We start from the raw sequence: 15,700 nt of genomic DNA on the forward strand, positions 1-15,700 counted from the left end.
TCATGCGCATCGTCGAGAGTGATCTTTATCACAGTGAACGAGAAGCGGTGCAGCGCCTCGCTCCCCAACCTTGCACGATCAGCGAGACAGGGCTGACCGACAGCTTTCTCGGTGACCTGGTCTGCAAACACCTGCATGATGCCGGCGTGCTGGACATGCCACGGCTGGTGGAGCGCCTGGCACTGACCGGGGCCGTGCTGGAGGAAGTCCTGGCGTTCCTGCGCAAGGATGGCCGTGTCGAGGTATTGGGCCAGGCCGGAGCGCAGACGGGCGGGCAAACGTTGCGTTATGGCCTGACTGAACGCGGGCGCAGTTCCGCCCGCGATGCGCTGTCGCGCAGCGGCTACATTGGCGCCGCACCGTTTCCGGTGAGCACCTACCGTTCGCTGCTCAAATTGCAGACCATCCATCATGGCAAGATCGGTGCGCACGACATGCGCATGGCGCTTGATGGCGTGGTGCTCACCGAGCAGATGCTCGATCAGTTGGGCGTGGCGCTCAATTCCGGGCGGGCGCTGATGATCTATGGCCCGGCCGGTACCGGCAAGACCTACGTCAGCAGCCGCCTGATTCGCCTGTTCGCCGATCCCATCTGGGTGCCCCAGGCCATCGCGATCAATGAATCGGTGGTCGAGATCTATGACCCGCAGGTGCACCAGCGCCTGGATGACGATGCTCAGCTGAACAACCTGATGCTCAACAAGGGCATCGACCGCCGACTGCTGCGTTGCAAGCGTCCACTGGTCATCACCGGCGGTGAGCTGAGCATGGAGCAGCTTGACATCCGCTATGACCCCTTCACCCGCCAGTACCAGGCGGCGCTGCAACTCAAGGCCAGCAATGGCTTGTTCATCATCGACGACATGGGCCGCCAGCGCATGACGCCGGCCGAGTTGTTCAACCGCTGGATCGTGCCGATGGAGGAGAAGCGCGACTTTCTCAACCTGGGCGGCGGGCGCCACTGTGAGCTGCCGTTCGACCTGATCCTGGTGTTCTCCACCAACCTCAACCCTCTGGAACTGGCCGACGAGGCCTTTCTTCGGCGCATTGGCTACAAGCTGCAGTTCGGTTACCTGAGGCCCGAACAGTATGAGCAGATCTGGCAGCAGGAATGCGAACGCCTGGGGATACGGCATGACCCGATGCTGGTGCGTTACGCCCTGCAGAAACTCTACGCCGTCGAGGGCATGCCGCTGGTGCCTTGCCATCCGCGCGACCTGTTGAACATGGCACTCGATCGCCAGCGTTACCAGGGCGGCAGCGGGCCACTGTCGCCCCAGGAACTGGATTGGGCCTGGCGCAACTATTTCGTCCAGCTCGACTTTCTCTGAGTGGGAGATACAGACATGAGTTCTCGTACTGCAACCCTGATTGGTGTTTCCCTGGTCATGGGCCTGGGCGCCGCCTGGATGGCCAACTCCTGGTTGAGCGCACGGCTCAATGCCAGTCCCGACGACCACCTGCGCAGCGTGGTGGTCTCCACCGTGGAGATTCCGTTCGGCCAGATGGTCGAGGCCCAGCAGGTCACCACCGTGCGCATGCCCATCGATGCCATCCCGGACGATGCCCTGGACACCACTGAAAAAGCGGTGGGCAAGATCGCCACGTTCGACATCCTGCGCGGTGACATCGTGCGCGGGGCTCGCTTGAGCGAGCACCTGGGGGGCAGCACCCTGGCTTCGCTCATCGCGCCGGACAAGCGTGCGATTTCCGTCAGGGTGGACGATGTGGTCGGCGTGGGTGGGTTCCTGCTGCCGGGCAACCGGGTCGATGTGCTGGCGACCAAGCACACCGATGGCAACAGCAACAACGCCGTGTCCAGGACCATCCTCGAGAACCTGCGGGTGCTGGCGGTGGACCAGACCGCCGGTACCGACAAGACCCAGCCGGTGGTGGTGCGTGCGGTGACGCTGGAAATGAGTGCTGCCGAGGCGGAAAGCCTGGTGACGGCGCAGACCGAAGGCAAGTTGCAGTTGGCCCTGCGCAATCCGCTGACCGTGGACAAGAAACCGGTGGCGGCTGCGCCTGTCGAATCCGTCGCCCGTGTTGAACCACCGGTCACCGTAGCCAGCGCAGTGCAGCCCAAGCCCGCGGTGCGTCGCCGCAACAGCACCGGCGGGACCATCACCGTGATCCGCGGTATCGAATCCCACGTGGTCAATGTGCAGTGAGTGAACGCCCCGCCAGGCGCGGGGCGGGCGATGAGATTCGGTAACGGCCAGTGAGGGACTGATGATGTGTCCTCGAATTCAACTCCGGTTTTCACCGATGCCCGAGAGTCAGCGCGGGTCGGTGACCGTCCTGATGGTCATCGCCCTGGCGGCGATCACCATGCTGGCAGCGCTGGCGCTGGACGGCGGGCATATGTTGCTGAACAAGACCCGCCTGCAGAATGCCGTGGATGCCGCGGCCCTCAGCGGTGCCAAGACCTTGAGCCAGGTCAGCGGTGGTACCGGTATCGCCAGTACCACGCGCGCCGCGGCGTTGAATACCCTGACACTCAACGCCAACGCCAGCGGCAACACCGAGCTGGCGGCGGCGATCGGCGGTAACGCCGGTAGTTTCGCCGTGGTGGAACTGGCGAACAGTGTCTACGGGCCGTTCTCCTATCCAGGGCCCGCCGATGCCACCTATGTCAGGGTAACGGTGTCGAGCTATCGCCTGACCGGCTTTTTCTGGAGTTTCGTCCAGTCACTGGGGACCCCGGGCCTGGGCAACAAGGCCGTGGCGGCAATGGCCACCGCCGGCCCCAGCCCCACCAGCCCCTGTGATCTGGCCCCTCTGATGGTGTGTGGCGATCCCAGCCAGTACAACCCGGGCGCAGGCAACTTCTGGGGCTATCGATTTGGCGACCTGCAGGACCTGAAAACCGCGTCGGGTACCTCGTCGGCCATTGGCCCGGGCAACTTCCAACTGCTCGATTTCGGTTCGGGGGGCAGCACCGTTCGGGAAGACCTGGCCGGTGGTGGCTCGGAGTGCCGCACGGTCGGACAAAACGTCACGACTTCACCGGGCAACAAGGTCGGCCCAACCTCCCAGGGCCTCAACACCCGTTTTGGCCAGTACGCGGGGGGCGTCAAGGCCTCCGACTATCCGCCTGACCTGGTCGTCAGCTACAGCACCCCGGTGATCGCCAACAACTCGGGGGACCTGCAGTACAACGGCCAGACCATCACCTCGAACAACGGCACCCTCACGGCCGGTAGCCAGACGGTGCTGGGCTACAACGAATGGCGGGCAAGTACGGCGGCCTGTGTCGCCGGTACGGGCAGCGGTTGCCAGAGCAACGGGGTCTTTGAGCGGCGGATGCTGAAAATCGTGATTGGTGACTGTAGTGGAAAAAACAACGGCGCCACCTCGATCCCGGTGCTCGGCTTCGGCTGCTACTTCGTCGTGCAGCCGGCCGGTGGTACCGGGACCACCTCGGAGATCTTCGGGCAATTCGTCAGCGAATGCTCCGGTGACAACGTACCGGGTCCAAACCCCTCGGGCGATACCGGGCCGCTGATCATTCAGCTCTACAAGACCTATATCAATGGCAGCGGCACTCCGAGCAATGACTCGTAGGAGGCGTCATGGGACTTCATGCGTTCAAGGCCGCCAGGCAACAGCAAGGTCTGGCATTGCTCGAGTTCACCCTGGTGCTGCCGTTGATGCTGCTCCTGTTGCTGGCCCTGGGCGAGTTCGGCCGGATGCTGTTTCAGTACAACACCCTGCTGCAGGCCAGTCGTGATGCCGGGCGTTTTGTCGCCGGCCAGGCGTGGAACCCGACGCTGGGTACCGTTGCGCTGAGCAGCTCGCTGCAGACCCAGACGCAGAACGTGGCGGTCTACGGCGTGCCGAGCAACACCGGCACCGCCGTGGTATCGGGGCTGACGACTGCCAATGTGACGGTCAGTGCATTGGGCACCGACCATGTGCAAGTCACGATCAACTACACCTTCTGCCCGGTCATCGGGGGTGGCGCCTGCACCGGATCGATCCGCGGCCTTTTTCCTACGCCGATTGCATTGAGCATTCCGCTGGTTGCCACCACTGTCATGAGGGTGCTGTGATGAATCGCAAACATATGAGCGGGCTCTACACGGTCGAGTTCGCCCTGGTTGGCCTGCTGGTATTCATCGTGCTGTTCGGCGTGCTGGAGATGGGACGCCTGTATTTCACGGTCAATACCCTGGACGAGTCGGTACGGCGTGGCGCACGGCTGGCGGCGGTGTGCAACATCAGCGACCCGGCCGTCCTGCAGCGGGCCATCTACAACGCGCCGGGCAACACCGGGCCCAGCCCGCTGGTGACCAACCTCAACACCACGAATCTTTCCCTGACCTACCTGGATGCCAACGGTGCGGTGGTCACCAACCCCTCCGACACCACCAGCACCACAGGGTTTCGGGCCATCCGCTATGTCCAGCTGAGCCTGTCGGGCTACGTATTCAACCTGTTCATTCCCGGCCTTGGCGTGGCCATCACCTTGCCCACCTTCAGGGCGGTGCAGCCACGCGAAGCCCTGGGGCATCACTCCGAATCGGGGGAGGTCACGCCATGCTGAACATGAAGGAAAATCCGTTAACCCTCGCGAGCGGCAAATCCGGGCTGCGCCTGCTCATCAGCAGCCGCGATACCACCGCACTGCGTGATCTGCAGGGCGTGTGCCAACGCATTCCCAGCCTGGAAGTCAGCACCCGCCTGGTGAGCAACGGGCATGTCGACCCGCTCTACGGTCTGGAACGGATGCCCGACCTGCTGCTGTTGCGCGTCAGCCACCTGTGGCGCGAAGAATTGGCGGCACTGCTCCAGCGCCCGGCCCATGAACGTCCGCCGTTGCTGGTGTGCGGGTTGCTGAACGAGCAGGAGGCCATGCGCCTGGCGATGCAGGCCGGTGCCCGGGACGTCCTGCCCGAGCCGATCGCCGAGATGGAGTTGGTCGCGGCCCTGAACCGGCTGGTCGCCGAGGCCCATGCCAGTACGGGGGCGCAAGGCAAGCTGATTGCGGTGATGAGCGCCAAGGGTGGCTCCGGCGGGACGCTGCTGGCGTGCAACCTGGCCCATCAACTCAGCCTCAAGAACAGCAACACCCTGTTGCTGGACATGGACCTGCAGTTCGGCAGCGTGGCGCATTACCTGGAGGTGGCGCAGTCGCACAGTCACCTGGAGGTGCTGCAGCAGGTCGATGGAATGGACAGCGTGGCGCTGCGCGGATTCTGCAGCCATTTCAGCCCGACCCTGCATGTGCTGGGAGGACGCGCCGGTGAGCTGTGTCTGGCCCAGGACGCCCAGCCGGAGCAGGTCGACACCTTGCTGCAACTGGCCCGTGCCAGCTACGACTGGGTCGTGGTCGACCTGCCGCGGCAGATCGACCATCTCACCGGTTCGGTGTTGGAACAGGCGGACCGGGTTTACGTGGTGGTCCAGCAGAGTGTCTGCCACCTGCGTGATGCCAGCCCCCTGATGCGGATTCTTCGCGAGGACCTGGGGGTGCGTGGGGATCAGTTGCAGGTGGTGGTCAATCGTTATGACAAGTCGGCGCCGGTGAGCCTCAAGGACATCGGTGAGGCCCTGCGCTGCGTCAACCTGTTGAAACTGCCCAATGACTTCGGCCTGGTCAACCAGAGCCAGAACTCGGGCGTGCCGCTGGGGCTGCAGGCTCCGCGGGCGCCGATTACCGTGGCGATGCGCGAGATGACCGGACAGTTGTACGGCAATCCACTGGCCGGAAACAACGGCCTGTTCAAGCGCGCCTTCAACCGTATTTTCAGGGGGTGACCCATGATCAGCGAATTTCGTAACCGCTTGCGTAAACAGCCCGGCAAGCCTCTTGCCGCACTGGCGGTCCAGCAGGGGGATGAGCCGCAGGCTCCGGCCGCGCAACTGATGGCGTGGGAACAGTCGGCTCCCGATGTTCCCTACGAGACCAAGAGCCAGGTCACTGCCGTGGAGGCCGAGTGGCGGGAAAAGATCTACCAGCAATTGCTCAAGGTGATGGACCTGTCGCTGCTCGATGCCCTGGAGCAGACCGAGGCCGCGCGGCAGATCCGCGAGATCTGCCAGCGCCTGCTGGACGAGTATTCGGCACCGGTGAGTTCGGTCAGTCGCCAGTTGATCATCAAGCAGATCACCGACGAGGTCCTCGGCCTGGGGCCGTTGGAACCGCTGCTGGCCGACCACAGCGTGTCCGATATCCTGGTCAACGGCCATGCCTCGGTGTATGTCGAGCGCTTTGGCAAGTTGCAGCGCACCGACGTACGTTTTCGTGACGACCAGCATCTGCTGAACATCATCGACCGCATCGTTTCCAGCCTGGGGCGGCGTATCGACGAGTCCTCGCCGCTGGTGGATGCCCGGCTCAAGGATGGCTCGCGGGTCAATGCGATCATTCCACCGCTGGCGATCGACGGACCGAGCATGTCGATCCGCCGCTTTGCCGTGGACCTGCTCAATACCGACAGCCTGATCCAGGTCGGCACCCTGACCCCCGCCATTGCGCTGCTGCTCAAGGCGATCGTGCGCGGTCGCCTGAACGTCCTGATCTCCGGCGGTACCGGCAGCGGCAAGACGACCCTGCTCAACGTATTGTCCAGCTACATCCCGGTGAACGAGCGGATCGTCACCATCGAGGACTCCGCCGAGCTGCAATTGCAGCAGCCTCACGTGGTACGCCTGGAAACCCGTCCCTGCAACATCGAGGGGCGCGGTGAGGTCAGTCAGCGTGAGCTGGTGCGCAACAGCCTCAGGATGCGCCCCGACCGCATCGTTATCGGCGAAGTCCGCGGTGTTGAAGCGCTGGACATGCTCACCGCCATGAATACCGGGCACGACGGCTCCCTGACCACCATCCACGCCAATACCCCGCGGGATGCACTGGGGCGTATCGAGAACATGGTGTCGATGACCGGGGCCACATTCCCGATCAAGGCCATGCGCCAGCAGATCGCCTCGGCCATCGATGTGGTGGTTCAGCTCGAGCGCCAGGAGGACGGCAAGCGGCGCCTGGTCAGCGTCCAGGAAATCAATGGCATGGAGGGCGAGATCATCACCATGAGCGAAATCTTCTCCTTTGCCCGCAGTGGCGTGGGCGAGCAGGGTGAAGTGCAGGGCGACTATCGGCCCAGCGGGATGATCCCGTCATTTCGCGAAGTGCTGGCCAAGCGCGGTATCGAACTGCCGCTCTCGCTGTTCCGGCCCGAGTGGATGGAGGGTCGGCAGTCATGAACCACATTTCCGGTGAATTCATCCTGATATTTCTCGGCATGGTGTTCATCGCCGCCTTCCTGCTCGCCCAGAGCGTGGTGGTACCGGTTTTCGGCGAGGCGAGCAGGATGCGCAAGCGCATTCGCAGCCGCCTGCATGTACTGGAAAAGGCCAACAACCTGCCGAACATGCAGACCGTGCTGCGCCAGAAGTACCTGACGCGCCTGTCGCCCCTGGAGGCGGCATTCGAGCAACTGCCGTTCATGGCCGACCTGACGCAACTGATCGAGCAGTCCGGACATGACTACCGGGCCTATCGGGTGCTGTTGCTGATGATCGCCCTGGGGCTGGGCGCAGGCTTGCTCGGCCTGATGTTCACGTCGATCTGGTGGGGGGCACTGCTCATGGCCTTGGCGGTGGCCTGGTTGCCGCTGCTGAAGATCTTCAGGGACCGTAACCGGCGCTTCGCCGACTTCGAGGCGGGCTTGCCCGATGCACTGGATGCGATGTGCCGTGCCTTGCGCGCCGGCCACCCGTTCAACGAAACCCTGCGGCTGGTCTCCGAGGACCAGAAGGGGCCGGTGGCGCATGAGTTCGGCCTGACGTTCGCCGACATCAACTACGGCAATGATGTCCGTCGGGCGATGCTCGGCCTGCTCGAACGCATGCCGAGCATGACGGTGATGATGCTGGTGACCTCGATCCTGATCCACCGCGAAACCGGCGGCAACCTGACCGAAGTCCTGGAGCGCCTGAGCCGGTTGATCCGCGGACGCTTTCGCTTTCAGCGCAAGATCAAGACCCTGTCGGCCGAGGGGCGCATGTCGGCCTGGGTGCTGGTATCGATTCCCTTCGTGCTGGCGGCGGTGATCCTGGTCACCACGCCCAGCTACCTGCCGGTGCTGATCAATGACCCGGTGGGCCACAAACTGATCGTTGGCGCCTTCTGCGCCATGCTGGTCGGGATTTTCTGGATCCGCAAAATCATTCGGATCCAGGTTTAAGCGGTTCTCACCATCTGGAGGTGCGAGTCATGGACTATCTGCTCGGGTTGTTCAGTCGGGTGACGGGGAATGAAGCGCTGGCTCGGCTGTTGTTCGTCAGTGCGATCGGTTTGAGTACGGTACTGGCGGTGGTCACCGTCATCCTGTTGGTGATGGGGCTGCAGGACCCCATGCAGCGTCGCCTGGCATTGATCAAGCGGGGGCAGTTCGGTGGCACGGCGGGGCCGGAGGCGCCGGGTAGCCTGCAGCTGTTGCTGGAGCGGGTGGGGCAGCATTTCGGTTCGACCGAGACTGCGCAGACCTCTGAAACCCGGTTGTTGCTGATCCATGCCGGGTATCGCTCGTCCTCGGCAGTACAGATGTATTGGGCGGTGCGCCTGTTGCTGCCCCTGACGCTGCTGGGTGTCGGGGTGCTGGTGCTGCCGCTGGTACCCAGGCTCTCGCTGGTGACGGGCCTGCTGTTGCTGGTCATGGTGGCCGGTGTCGCCTGGCTGCTGCCGGCGTTGTACGTCAGCAAGCGCAAGCAGGCACGGCAGAGCCGGCTGCGCGCGGCGTTTCCGGATGCGCTGGACTTGATGGTGGTCTGTGTCGAGTCGGGCCTGGCGTTGCCAACGACCATCGAGCGGGTGGCCGAAGAGATGGCCGTCAGCCAGGTCGAGCTGGCCGAGGAACTGGCGCTGGTCAATGCGCAGATTCGTGCCGGGGTCAGCAATACCGAGGCACTCAAGCAACTGGCGGTGCGCACTGGCCTGGAGGATGTGCAGGGGCTGGTCAGCCTGTTGGCGCAGAGCATCCGCTTTGGCACCAGCGTGGCCGAGACCCTGCGTATCTATGCGGATGAATTCCGTGACCGGCGCACGCAGGCGGCCGAAGAGAAGGGCGCGAAGATTGGCACCAAACTGATCTTCCCACTGATCTTCTGCCTGTGGCCGAGCTTCTTCCTGATCGCGATCGGTCCGGCCATGATCGGGGTGTTCCAGGCGTTCGGCACGCCATGATCGCTGGACCCTGGCGTGTCGACGAGCCAGCCCTCCGGCTGGCTCATTTGCTGGTGATGCTTCCCGATGCCTTTTGATCGTAACGTTCGGGAATGGGGTAGTTGTAGCTGTTGAGCCAACGCTGCATGGCCAGGTCACGCTCGGTGGCCGAAGCGGTCTGCAGCTTGGGGGAGGCCACGACACCGCGAATCTGCAGTTGCAGCCACTGTTCGGTGACCTGCTGCTGGTCCGAGGCCGGGCCCGGTTCGATCGCCCAGGCGGTCGAGGACAGGCAGGCCAGGGACACGATCAACCACCTTCTGCTATTCATCTCGATTCCTCGTTTCTACTTGATTGCACTGCCGGCCGAGGTATCGACGCCCTGTACCGGGCGTGTGCCTTCGGAGGCCACCACTTTCGGTGCCTGGGCCTTGATCCTGGCCGCGCGTGACTGGGCTTCGCTGACCTGTTTCGGACTCAGGTTGGCGCGACTCGCCAGCTCTGCGGCCTGCTTCCAGTTATCCTGGTAGATCAGCAGCGTCACCATGTTGAAGGCGGCCAGCGAGTCGGCCTGCTTGAGTTCCATGGCGGTCATGAACTCGAAGCGGGCATCGTTGACCCGGCGCTGGTTGAGGTAGACGACTCCCAGGTCGTTGCGGATCTTCTCGTCGGTAGGGGACATCCTCGCAGCCCGCTCGAGGTGCTCCAGCGCCGCCGCGTTGTCGTTCCTGGCCGCCGCCAACTGGCCAAGGCCATGCTCTCCTTCGGCGGCCAGACAGGTACCCAGCAGTCCCTTGTACAAGGGCTCGGCATCATTACGCCCAAGCAGGCGCAGGATGCGCGCCTTGCGCAGCCGAACCTGGACCAGGTCGTCGGGCAGGCCCTCCAGGTTCGCCAGGCTGGCATACAAGCGGCCATCGTTGATCATCTCGTCGGCCAGGTTCAAGGTCAGTTGCTGGTCCGAAGGGGGCGGGGTGCAGTTGGCCGGGCGTGACGACACGAGATTGCTGGCACAACCGCTGAGCACCACCGTGGCCGCCAGGGCAATGACCGTTTTCATTGCGAGAGTCCCATGCGATTGTCGAAATCACCGCTTTCCAGAAAGTACATGCGGTAGAAGTTCGGGTCGTAGTTGCGCAGCTGTTCGCCGGGCAATGAAGGGAGCTTGGCGTTGGCTGCCAGCGGTTGCACCAGATGCGGGGTGACGATCATCAACAACTCGCGCTCATCTCGGTTGAGCGTATTGTTGCGGAAGAAGGCGCCGAGCACCGGGATATCACCCAGCCCGGGGAACTTGTTCACCTGGGCGGTGTTGCGGCTGCTGATCAGGCCGCTGATGACGAAGCTTTCGCCATCGGCCAGGGAGATGCTGGTATCGGTACGGCGAACGGTCAGCGCCGGCACCACGATGCCGGAGATCTGCACGCCGTTGGTGTAGTCCAGCTCGCTGACTTCGGGAGCCACCTTCAGCGCGATGCGGCTGCTGCCGATGATGGTCGGCGTCAGGGTCAGGCGGACACCGAATTCCTTGTACTCGATGGAAATGGTGTTGCTGCCCGAGCTGGGCACCGGAATCGGTACTTCGCCGCCGGCCAGGAAGCTTGCACTCTGCCCGCTGAGGGCGACCAGACTGGGCCGGGCCAGGGTGTAGGCGAAGCCGCTGCCTTCCAGAGAGTTGATCAACCCCAGCACATTGCCGCCGCCAATACCGATATTGAACGAGCTGTTGTTGAGAGGGATGTTGGGGGCCAGGTTGCCAATCTGGCCAGGGGTCACTGTCACGCCGGGCACGGTGCCCTGAGAGCCGAACAGGAAGTTGCCGCTCTTGCCGAAAATCGACGTACTGGCCTCTTTCAATTTGGTTCGGCTGACTTCGACGAAGCGAATATCGGTTTGCACCTGGCTGGGCAGCAGCGGGTCCTCGGAGGGGACCGTCGACACGCTGGTCAACGCCGAGGTGGCCTTGCCCTTGACGAACACCATGCTCTGGCGGGGCGTCGGCGAGCAGGCCGTCCAGACCATCAGGCTGGTGGCTCCCGGGGCCATGCCGGTGAGGATGAAGGCGCTGCCGCCGCTGGTTTGCACGTCGGCGATTTTGGGATCGCCCACGGCCAGTTGCGTAATCGGCACGGGCATGCGCAGTTCATCCTGCAGCCCCTGACCGACCTCGAACACGGTGGGCAGGTTACCCAGCTGCGCGCAATTCCCTGTGGCGGCCTGGGCCGCTTCCATCCCCAGGCCCATCCACAACAGGCCCTGAAAAATTGTCTTCAAAGCAGGCACGGTACGATAACTCATGATAGGTACATCCTCGCCGAACAGGCCGTCCGTGGGCTGACTGGGATACCCCAGAATGCCCCCCCACACCAACCACCAAAGGTTCCAGCAAAATCCTCGATACCGCGCACGAGCAAGGGGAGCAGGGCTGACCGCTCCAGCGCCTGGTCGCTGAAAACAACTAAAACAACGGGAAGTCATACAAACCGGTATGGCTTGTTCTTTTTTGAAAAGGTAGTTCAATCAAAGCAAAGCGCCATGATTGCAAGGAAAAACTTTCACTGGAGGGAGAGGACCTGTTGGCCCGCAAATCCCGGACGGGAAGTTGCGGGCCTGGCGAACTTGCGACGAACTAGAGACGGACTTGCTTGAACTTGGCCGCAAGTCCGTCGCTGACTGGTTAGTTGGCGGCGGTGTTCTTTGACGGTGTCTTGGCTTGATACAGCGCCAGGTGGTTGGAGATGCACATGTCGTAGGCCTCTACCAGATACAGGTAGGGCTTGGAGGCGATGGGCGGAACCAGGCAGCGGGTGGTGACGCGTTTGCCGAGCATCTCCGTATCGATATAGATGAGATTGACTGGAGATTTTTTCGGGTTTTCCTCGGCAGTGAAGTAGGCCCGGGTGTATTCCTCCTTGCCTTCGGTCTTATCGAGCGATTGGCTGTCGATCTGGGTGGTCAGGACATCTGCGGACGGGAATGTCTTGTCCGCCAGGAGGGCGACGCCGATCGGACCGGTAAAGCCGGCCAGCAGCGAGTTCTTGCGCAGTTGCGATTGCAGGTTGGAATAGGCAACGAAGTGCAGCACCTTGATCGATGGCTGGTTGTTCAGTTCCGGAAGTGTTTCATAGGCGCGATGAGCCAACAGGCGTGGGCCTGTAGGTTTGGTCGCGGTGTCCGCCACACGATAGATGGCATAGGCATCACTGGTAATCAGCAGGCTGAAGATTTCCTTTTCGCTCTCACTGTGGGGGCGCAGGTCCTGGATGGCGATCTTGTCGGACTTTTCCAGTCCAGGGTATTGCGGTGGTGGTACTGGCGGCTGGCTGGCACAGCCGGCGATGAGAACGGCACTGATGGCGAGAAGGGTTTTCAACGGCTGCATGGAACGTCCTGTTGTCATGGAAACGAAAGAGCTTCGAACTGATCTCGAATCTGTCGGGTCGAGGTCTGGGGAGCACTCAATCGATAGGTAATGGCGAATAGCTATTTCATGATACGCGGTTATGGGGTGAAAGAGATATCGGGCCGAGCCGCTCAGCCCGTTGCACAGGTGTTCGGGCGGATGCCCGGGTTGCTGCCACAGCGATCAGGTACCGTATGGGAAACGAAGCATTATCTGCTCCCAGCATCTTCCGATCTCCCGGGCGATGGCGCCACGCCGGTTCCTGATCGGTGGGTTGTCGAGCACCTTGAGGTTTTCCAGAAGCCATTCATCCGACCATCCGGCCCATTCACCGGCAACGCTTCTGAGGTTCGCCTCCAGTATGGGAAAGACTTCACACCACAGGATCGTGTGGACCTCAGCCGGTAAGTAGCCGGTGTCCTGGATGGTTCGTGCGATGTCGTCGTAGGTCAGCCCGTCGATCTCGGTATCGAGAAACAGCGATGAAAGCGCCTGCCAGATCTTCAGGCGGTTCGTATCGACGGCCTTCATGCGCGGCTCTCCCATGGCTAGGCCGGGCGCAAAACCGATTCGCCATCCATCCCGCAAGGCGGGTCATAGGTGCCATGCCAGCCTACCAGGGTCCGTTCGAACGAGTCCGCATAATATCGGGCGCCCTTGGCGATTCTCACCGCTCCACCGGCATAGGCCACCAGCATCGGCGCCTGCGCACGACGTTCGATCGCTTCTTGCCACAGCTGGCTGCTGGGCAGCAGGTCCGGGTCATTGGGGCTGACCCAGAGGGATTCGCTGCCCTGAAGCGCGTGCCGCAGCGTTTCCGATAGGGCGGGATGGCCCTGTTCCCGGGCAATGTCCGCCGCCGTCTGTTCCTTGTACGTCACGCTGTCGAGCGAGGCACCCAGGCGGATCAGGGCCCGGCAGGCGGTCTCATGACCAAAGTAGGCGGCCTGGTGCAAGAAGGTCCAGCCGGAAGAAGCCTTCTGGTAGTGACAGCAGCGTCGGGCAAGCTGGGGGATCTCGTTCCATTCGACGAGGAGCTGGTCCCAGTTGCCACGCTTGGCCTGTTCGTAGGCCTGTTCAACGAGGTTCTGCAGTGCGCTCATGTCGTTCCGCTCATGGGGAGGCTCCAGGCACTATAGCGTGACCCTATGCCGTGGAAAATGAGGAACCGTACGACAGGGTAGGGTACCTTGCCACCACGACAAGCAAACGGCATGTTCCGGATCAGGGAGATAGCGGTCAATGAGTGCGTTCAGCGTTCGCAAGCTGGAAGCCGGCGATGCCCAGGCATTACTGGCCTTTGAAATCCGTAACCGCGCATGGTTCGAGTCGCAGATCGATGCGCGCGATCCGTCCTTTTACACGCCGCAGGGTGTGACCGCACATATCGCGGACTACCTGTCCGGTTTTGCCGCCGGTACCTGGCACCCGTTTGTCATCGAGGACGCCAGCGGCACTATCGTGGGGCGGGCCAATCTCAAGGATATCGATTCGGCAAAGGGCTGTGCCGAGGTTGGCTATCGGGTCGGCCTGGATGTGGGCGGGCAAGGGCTGGCGACACAGGCGCTGGCACAGCTGGTTCGGCAGGCACGGCAACATTGGAAACTCAGGCAGCTGGTTGCGTACGTCTACAAGGACAATATCGGTTCCAGAAAGGTATTGGAGCGTTGCGGATTCTGGATTGAGCCGGCGCCGCAGGAAGGCGCGAGGGACCGGCATCGATTCGTGCTGACGCTTTAGCAGCCTGTCGAAACCAGGCGATCCGCGACTGGGCTGAACCCGCTGGGGCAGCCCGGAAGCCGAAGGCCCGGATTGGATTGTGACTGTGTCTGCTTTACTTGCTGAATCGTTTCACTCGCGTTATAAAAGTCGGACAATTCCAACAAGGACAGCCCATGAACACCCTCCGACTCCTGCTCGGCGTCACCGCCCTGACCACCGTTTCCCATGCCATGGCCTGGGACTTCGTGTTGCTTGACAGCGACACTCCCGCACAGAACCGCCAGATCACCAGCCAGCAGTTGGGGATCAAGACGGACAAGCCCTTCTCCGTAACGATGCGCACCTTGCACGGTGGCCGCCAGGAAGGGGTCAGCATCGTCGATATCGACAACGGCACGATGAAGCTCTCGGTGGTACCGACGCGGGGCATGAACGTTCTGCACGCCGCCGTGGGCAATGTGCGCATGGGTTGGGACTCACCGGTCAAGGAAGTGGTCAATCCGGCCTTTATCGAACTCAACGGCCGTGGCGGCCTGGGTTGGCTGGAGGGCTTCAACGAATTGGTGGTGCGCTGCGGCTACGAGTGGGTGGGGCATCCGGGAATGGACAATGGAGAACTGCTCACCCTGCATGGACGGGCGGCGAATACGCCGGCCAACAAGGTCACTCTGCATATCGATGAACAACCGCCTCATGCCATCCGCCTGCAAGGTGAACTGAAGGAACAGGCGTTCAAGAAAGTCGACTTCTCCGTGGTCACCGAGCTGTCGACGTTGCCCGGTAGCGTGAGCTTTGCGCTCAATGACACGCTGACCAACAACGGCGACTACCCGAAGGAATACCAGGCGCTGTATCACAACAACTTCAGCACGCCGTTCCTGGAGCAGGGCGCGCGCTTCGTGGCGCCGGTGAAGCAGGTGTCACCGTTCAACGACAAGGCCAAGGGCGACCTGCCGGACTGGCAGACCTATCGCGCGCCGACCCGGGATTACGACGAGACGGTCTATAACGTGGTGCCTTACGCCGATGCCAAGGGCGATACCCTGGCGGTGTTGCACAACAAGGCCGCAAACCTCGGGGTTTCGGTCGGGTTCAACACACAGCAGTTGCCGGTGTTCTCCCTCTGGAAAAACACCGACACCCAGGGCCAGGGTTACGTGACCGGGCTGGAGCCGGGTACCAGCTTCTCCTATAACCGCCGTTACCAGCGTCCACTGGGGTTGGTGCCGACCATTGGTGCCGGCCAGCAACGACAGTTCCAGATCAGCTACAGCCTGCTGGCGGACAAGGCGGCCGTGGACAAGGCGGTGCAGCGGGTGACGCAGATCCAGGACGGGCGCAAGACGGAGGTTCGCGGTACGCCACTGGTGGATCTGAGCAAGGAATGACCTATCCGGAGCCGCTCG

The 15,700-nt window shown here is 62.4% G+C and carries 17 protein-coding genes; 11 read left to right on the top strand and 6 right to left on the bottom strand.

From position 1 onward, the window contains the following. Positions 1 to 2 precede the first annotated feature (2 nt). From HU752_RS15790 to HU752_RS15830, 9 genes are all read left to right on the top strand, one after another. A complete protein-coding gene (locus HU752_RS15790; protein WP_186676709.1) occupies positions 3 to 1,331 on the top strand; it encodes a DUF8689 domain-containing protein in 1,329 nt (442 codons plus the stop codon). 15 nt (positions 1,332 to 1,346) lie between these two features. Further along, the gene (gene cpaB, locus HU752_RS15795; RefSeq protein ID WP_186676707.1) at positions 1,347 to 2,171 is read left to right on the top strand and encodes a Flp pilus assembly protein CpaB; all 825 of its coding nucleotides are present in this window, start codon (positions 1,347 to 1,349) and stop codon (positions 2,169 to 2,171) included. Positions 2,172 to 2,232: 61 nt separating this feature from the next. Continuing rightward, positions 2,233 to 3,567, top strand: a complete 1,335-nt coding sequence (locus HU752_RS15800) for a TadE/TadG family type IV pilus assembly protein (protein ID WP_186676705.1) — start codon at positions 2,233 to 2,235, stop codon at positions 3,565 to 3,567. Between the two features lie 8 nt (positions 3,568 to 3,575). Further along, the gene (locus tag HU752_RS15805; protein WP_186676704.1) at positions 3,576 to 4,055 is read left to right on the top strand and encodes a TadE/TadG family type IV pilus assembly protein; all 480 of its coding nucleotides are present in this window, start codon (positions 3,576 to 3,578) and stop codon (positions 4,053 to 4,055) included. Further along, positions 4,055 to 4,549 carry a TadE/TadG family type IV pilus assembly protein gene (locus HU752_RS15810; RefSeq protein ID WP_186676696.1) on the top strand — a complete coding sequence of 165 codons (495 nt, stop codon included), beginning with the start codon at positions 4,055 to 4,057 and terminating at the stop codon, positions 4,547 to 4,549. Before HU752_RS15805 ends, HU752_RS15810 begins: the two co-directional genes overlap by 1 nt. Beyond that, positions 4,543 to 5,763, top strand: coding sequence for an AAA family ATPase (locus HU752_RS15815; protein ID WP_186676693.1), 1,221 nt, complete (start codon positions 4,543 to 4,545; stop codon positions 5,761 to 5,763). The genes HU752_RS15810 and HU752_RS15815 overlap by 7 nt, the downstream gene beginning before the upstream one ends. A gap of 3 nt (positions 5,764 to 5,766) precedes the next feature. Continuing rightward, positions 5,767 to 7,209: a TadA family conjugal transfer-associated ATPase gene (locus tag HU752_RS15820; protein ID WP_186676690.1), complete on the top strand. Its 1,443-nt coding sequence runs from the start codon at positions 5,767 to 5,769 to the stop codon at positions 7,207 to 7,209. Further along, entirely contained in the window at positions 7,206 to 8,192 is a 987-nt protein-coding gene (locus HU752_RS15825; RefSeq protein ID WP_186676687.1) for a type II secretion system F family protein, read from the top strand. The genes HU752_RS15820 and HU752_RS15825 overlap by 4 nt, the downstream gene beginning before the upstream one ends. Before the next feature lie 29 nt (positions 8,193 to 8,221). Next, complete coding sequence (locus HU752_RS15830) at positions 8,222 to 9,190, top strand: type II secretion system F family protein (protein WP_186676684.1); 969 nt, start codon at positions 8,222 to 8,224, stop codon at positions 9,188 to 9,190. A gap of 43 nt (positions 9,191 to 9,233) precedes the next feature. Here the strand turns inward: HU752_RS15830 and HU752_RS15835 are convergent, their stop codons facing one another. The 6 genes from HU752_RS15835 to HU752_RS15860 form a co-directional block, all read right to left on the bottom strand. After that, the gene (locus tag HU752_RS15835; protein ID WP_186676683.1) at positions 9,234 to 9,500 is read right to left on the bottom strand and encodes a DUF3613 domain-containing protein; all 267 of its coding nucleotides are present in this window, start codon (positions 9,498 to 9,500) and stop codon (positions 9,234 to 9,236) included. Between the two features lie 15 nt (positions 9,501 to 9,515). Further along, positions 9,516 to 10,229, bottom strand: a complete 714-nt coding sequence (locus HU752_RS15840; protein WP_186676680.1) for a tetratricopeptide repeat protein — start codon at positions 10,227 to 10,229, stop codon at positions 9,516 to 9,518. Continuing rightward, the gene (locus HU752_RS15845) at positions 10,226 to 11,467 is read right to left on the bottom strand and encodes a type II and III secretion system protein family protein (RefSeq protein WP_186676677.1); all 1,242 of its coding nucleotides are present in this window, start codon (positions 11,465 to 11,467) and stop codon (positions 10,226 to 10,228) included. Before HU752_RS15845 ends, HU752_RS15840 begins: the two co-directional genes overlap by 4 nt. A 379-nt stretch (positions 11,468 to 11,846) precedes the next feature. After that, a complete protein-coding gene (locus tag HU752_RS15850; RefSeq protein WP_186676674.1) occupies positions 11,847 to 12,551 on the bottom strand; it encodes a hypothetical protein in 705 nt (234 codons plus the stop codon). A 204-nt stretch (positions 12,552 to 12,755) separates the two neighbouring features. Further along, a complete protein-coding gene (locus HU752_RS15855; RefSeq protein ID WP_186676671.1) occupies positions 12,756 to 13,103 on the bottom strand; it encodes a DUF7079 family protein in 348 nt (115 codons plus the stop codon). A 17-nt stretch (positions 13,104 to 13,120) separates the two neighbouring features. Beyond that, entirely contained in the window at positions 13,121 to 13,675 is a 555-nt protein-coding gene (locus HU752_RS15860) for an ankyrin repeat domain-containing protein (protein ID WP_186676668.1), read from the bottom strand. A gap of 139 nt (positions 13,676 to 13,814) precedes the next feature. Between HU752_RS15860 and HU752_RS15865 the strand changes: the two genes are divergently transcribed. Continuing rightward, a complete protein-coding gene (locus tag HU752_RS15865) occupies positions 13,815 to 14,312 on the top strand; it encodes a GNAT family N-acetyltransferase (RefSeq protein ID WP_186676665.1) in 498 nt (165 codons plus the stop codon). Between the two features lie 155 nt (positions 14,313 to 14,467). Beyond that, positions 14,468 to 15,682, top strand: a complete 1,215-nt coding sequence (locus tag HU752_RS15870) for an aldose 1-epimerase family protein (RefSeq protein ID WP_186676662.1) — start codon at positions 14,468 to 14,470, stop codon at positions 15,680 to 15,682. The last annotated feature ends 18 nt before the right edge of the window (positions 15,683 to 15,700 follow it).

It is taken from the genome of Pseudomonas vanderleydeniana (assembly GCF_014268755.2).
Classification (GTDB): domain Bacteria; phylum Pseudomonadota; class Gammaproteobacteria; order Pseudomonadales; family Pseudomonadaceae; genus Aquipseudomonas; species Aquipseudomonas vanderleydeniana.

Excerpts from the sequence above, each read along its gene's own strand:
- HU752_RS15790 (WP_186676709.1), top strand. The coding sequence starts at position 3 with ATGCGCATCGTCGAGAGTGATCTTTATCACAGTGAACGAGAAGCGGTG.
- cpaB (WP_186676707.1), top strand. The coding sequence starts at position 1,347 with ATGAGTTCTCGTACTGCAACCCTGATTGGTGTTTCCCTGGTCATGGGC.
- HU752_RS15800 (WP_186676705.1), top strand. The coding sequence starts at position 2,233 with ATGATGTGTCCTCGAATTCAACTCCGGTTTTCACCGATGCCCGAGAGT.
- HU752_RS15805 (WP_186676704.1), top strand. The coding sequence starts at position 3,576 with ATGGGACTTCATGCGTTCAAGGCCGCCAGGCAACAGCAAGGTCTGGCA.
- HU752_RS15810 (WP_186676696.1), top strand. The coding sequence starts at position 4,055 with ATGAATCGCAAACATATGAGCGGGCTCTACACGGTCGAGTTCGCCCTG.
- HU752_RS15815 (WP_186676693.1), top strand. The coding sequence starts at position 4,543 with ATGCTGAACATGAAGGAAAATCCGTTAACCCTCGCGAGCGGCAAATCC.
- HU752_RS15820 (WP_186676690.1), top strand. The coding sequence starts at position 5,767 with ATGATCAGCGAATTTCGTAACCGCTTGCGTAAACAGCCCGGCAAGCCT.
- HU752_RS15825 (WP_186676687.1), top strand. The coding sequence starts at position 7,206 with ATGAACCACATTTCCGGTGAATTCATCCTGATATTTCTCGGCATGGTG.
- HU752_RS15830 (WP_186676684.1), top strand. The coding sequence starts at position 8,222 with ATGGACTATCTGCTCGGGTTGTTCAGTCGGGTGACGGGGAATGAAGCG.
- HU752_RS15835 (WP_186676683.1), bottom strand. The coding sequence starts at position 9,500 with ATGAATAGCAGAAGGTGGTTGATCGTGTCCCTGGCCTGCCTGTCCTCG.
- HU752_RS15840 (WP_186676680.1), bottom strand. The coding sequence starts at position 10,229 with ATGAAAACGGTCATTGCCCTGGCGGCCACGGTGGTGCTCAGCGGTTGT.
- HU752_RS15845 (WP_186676677.1), bottom strand. The coding sequence starts at position 11,467 with ATGAGTTATCGTACCGTGCCTGCTTTGAAGACAATTTTTCAGGGCCTG.
- HU752_RS15850 (WP_186676674.1), bottom strand. The coding sequence starts at position 12,551 with ATGCAGCCGTTGAAAACCCTTCTCGCCATCAGTGCCGTTCTCATCGCC.
- HU752_RS15855 (WP_186676671.1), bottom strand. The coding sequence starts at position 13,103 with ATGAAGGCCGTCGATACGAACCGCCTGAAGATCTGGCAGGCGCTTTCA.
- HU752_RS15860 (WP_186676668.1), bottom strand. The coding sequence starts at position 13,675 with ATGAGCGCACTGCAGAACCTCGTTGAACAGGCCTACGAACAGGCCAAG.
- HU752_RS15865 (WP_186676665.1), top strand. The coding sequence starts at position 13,815 with ATGAGTGCGTTCAGCGTTCGCAAGCTGGAAGCCGGCGATGCCCAGGCA.
- HU752_RS15870 (WP_186676662.1), top strand. The coding sequence starts at position 14,468 with ATGAACACCCTCCGACTCCTGCTCGGCGTCACCGCCCTGACCACCGTT.